The organism is Thiomicrorhabdus sp. ZW0627, from assembly GCF_029767005.1.
In the GTDB taxonomy this organism is placed as follows: Bacteria; Pseudomonadota; Gammaproteobacteria; order Thiomicrospirales; family Thiomicrospiraceae; genus Thiomicrorhabdus.
The window spans coordinates 1-3,065 of sequence record NZ_JARUQR010000013.1; the positions used below are offsets into that span (position 1 = coordinate 1).

General features: G+C 50.9%; 2 rRNA genes. Both read left to right on the forward strand.

Going from position 1 to position 3,065, the window contains the following annotated elements:
• Positions 1-2,772: ribosomal RNA gene (locus QCB45_RS11450) — 23S ribosomal RNA — on the forward strand; the annotation flags it as partial.
• A gap of 133 nt (positions 2,773-2,905) precedes the next feature.
• A 5S ribosomal RNA gene (gene rrf, locus QCB45_RS11455) occupies positions 2,906-3,020 on the forward strand.
• The last annotated feature ends 45 nt before the right edge of the window (positions 3,021-3,065 follow it).

Below are 3,065 nucleotides of genomic sequence, written 5' to 3' on the forward strand. Positions count from 1 at the left end.
GACTGCGTACCTTTTGTATAATGGGTCAGCGACTTACTGTATGTTGCGAGGTTAACCGAATAGGGGAGCCGTAGGGAAACCGAGTCTTAAATGGGCGAATAGTAGCATGCAGTAGACCCGAAACCGGGCGATCTATCCATGGCCAGGTTGAAGGTGCCGTAACAGGTACTGGAGGACCGAACCCACGTATGTTGAAAAATGCGGGGATGAGCTGTGGATCGGAGTGAAAGGCTAATCAAGCCCGGAGATAGCTGGTTCTCCTCGAAAACTATTTAGGTAGTGCCTCATGTCTCACTGTTGGGGGTAGAGCACTGTTATGGTCTAGCGGCCCGTCAAGGGTTAGCAGCCCATTGCAAACTCCGAATACCAACAAGTGCAATCATGGGAGACAGACTGCGGGTGCTAACGTCCGTAGTCAAGAGGGAAACAACCCAGACCGCCATCTAAGGTCCCTAAATATTACTCAGTGGGAAAGGATGTGGGAAGGCTCAGACAGTCAGGAGGTTGGCTTAGAAGCAGCCACCCTTTAAAGAAAGCGTAATAGCTCACTGATCGAGTCGGCCTGCGCCGAAGATTTAACGGGGCTAAGTAATATACCGAAGATGCGGATGCCGTAAGGCATGGTAGAGGAGCGTCGTGTAAGCCTGCGAAGGGGCATTGTAAAGTGTCCTGGAGGTATCACGAGTGCGAATGCTGACATGAGTAGCGATAAAGGGAGTGAAAAGCTCCCTCGCCGAAAGACCAAGGTTTCCTACGCAACGTTAATCGACGTAGGGTTAGTCGACCCCTAAGGTGAGGCCGAGAGGCGTAATCGATGGGAAGCAGGTTAATATTCCTGCACTTTTTATTACTGCGATGGAGGGACGGAGTAGGCTAAATCAGCTTGGCGATGGTTGTCCAAGTTTAAGGATGTAGGCAGAACACTTAGGCAAATCCGGGTGTTTAATGCTGAGATCTGATGACGAGTCCTCTTTTGGACGAAGTGATTGATGCCATGCTTCCAAGAAAAGCTTCTAAGCTTCAGGTAATAAAGAATCGTACCCCAAACCAACACAGGTGGTCAGGATGAGAATTCCAAGGCGCTTGAGAGAACTCGGGTGAAGGAACTAGGCAAAATGACACCGTAACTTCGGGAGAAGGTGTGCCCCTGCCGGTGATGAGACTTGCTCTCTAAGCTAGTGGGGGTTGCAGAGACCAGGTGGCTGCAACTGTTTACTAAAAACATAGCACTCTGCAAAATCGAAAGATGACGTATAGGGTGTGACGCCTGCCCGGTGCCGGAAGGTTAATTGATGGGGTTAGCATCTGCGAAGCTCTTGATCGAAGCCCCGGTAAACGGCGGCCGTAACTATAACGGTCCTAAGGTAGCGAAATTCCTTGTCGGGTAAGTTCCGACCTGCACGAATGGCGTAATGATGGCCACACTGTCTCCACCCGAGACTCAGCGAAATTGAAATCGCAGTTAAGATGCTGCGTACCCGCGGCTAGACGGAAAGACCCCGTGAACCTTTACTACAGCTTTGCACTGGACTTTGACACTATCTGTGTAGGATAGGTGGGAGGCTTTGAAGCAGGAACGCTAGTTCTTGTGGAGCCGTCCTTGAAATACCACCCTGGTATTGTTGAGGTTCTAACCTCGATCAGTGAATCCTGATCAGGGACAGTGTATGGTGGGTAGTTTGACTGGGGCGGTCTCCTCCTAAAGAGTAACGGAGGAGCGCGAAGTTACCCTCAGCACGGTCGGACATCGTGCAATGAGCGCAAGAGTATAAGGGTGATTGACTGCGAGACTGACACGTCGAGCAGGTGCGAAAGCAGGTTCTAGTGATCCGGTGGTTCTGTGTGGAAGGGCCATCGCTCAACGGATAAAAGGTACTCCGGGGATAACAGGCTGATACCGCCCAAGAGTTCATATCGACGGCGGTGTTTGGCACCTCGATGTNNNCTACAGCTTTGCACTGGACTTTGACACTATCTGTGTAGGATAGGTGGGAGGCTTTGAAGCAGGAACGCTAGTTCTTGTGGAGCCGTCCTTGAAATACCACCCTGGTATTGTTGAGGTTCTAACCTCGATCAGTGAATCCTGATCAGGGACAGTGTATGGTGGGTAGTTTGACTGGGGCGGTCTCCTCCTAAAGAGTAACGGAGGAGCGCGAAGTTACCCTCAGCACGGTCGGACATCGTGCAATGAGCGCAAGAGTATAAGGGTGATTGACTGCGAGACTGACACGTCGAGCAGGTGCGAAAGCAGGTTCTAGTGATCCGGTGGTTCTGTGTGGAAGGGCCATCGCTCAACGGATAAAAGGTACTCCGGGGATAACAGGCTGATACCGCCCAAGAGTTCATATCGACGGCGGTGTTTGGCACCTCGATGTCGGCTCATCACATCCTGGGGCTGAAGTCGGTCCCAAGGGTATGGCTGTTCGCCATTTAAAGTGGTACGCGAGCTGGGTTTAGAACGTCGTGAGACAGTTCGGTCCCTATCTGCCGTGGGCGTTGGAAAATTGAGAGGGGCTGCTCCTAGTACGAGAGGACCGGAGTGGACGAACCGCTGGTGTTCGGGTTGTCATGCCAATGGCATTGCCCGGTAGCTATGTTCGGGAGGGATAACCGCTGAAAGCATCTAAGCGGGAAACCTGCCTCAAGATAAGTTTTCCCTAGACTTTAAGTCTTCTGAAGGGCCGTTAGAGACTATGACGTTGATAGGCAAGGTGTGGAAGTGCAGTAATGTATGAAGCTAACTTGTACTAATTACCCGTGAGGCTTAACTATACAACTCAAAAGTGACTTCGTCATGATATGTTGAGTGAGTAGACTCGATAAATACCTAATTTACGAAATAAGACAGAGATCTGTTTCAAACGAACTTTGCATGGTCGCGAAAGCGGCCGGCAACACCGAATTGCTTGGTGACAATAGCAAGATGGAACCACCTGATCCCTTTCCGAACTCAGAAGTGAAACGTCTTAGCGCCGATGGTAGTGTGGGAGGTCCCATGTGAGAGTAGGTCATCGCCAAGCTTATATCCCAAAACCCGCCTTTGCTTCGCATCGGCGGGTTTTTTT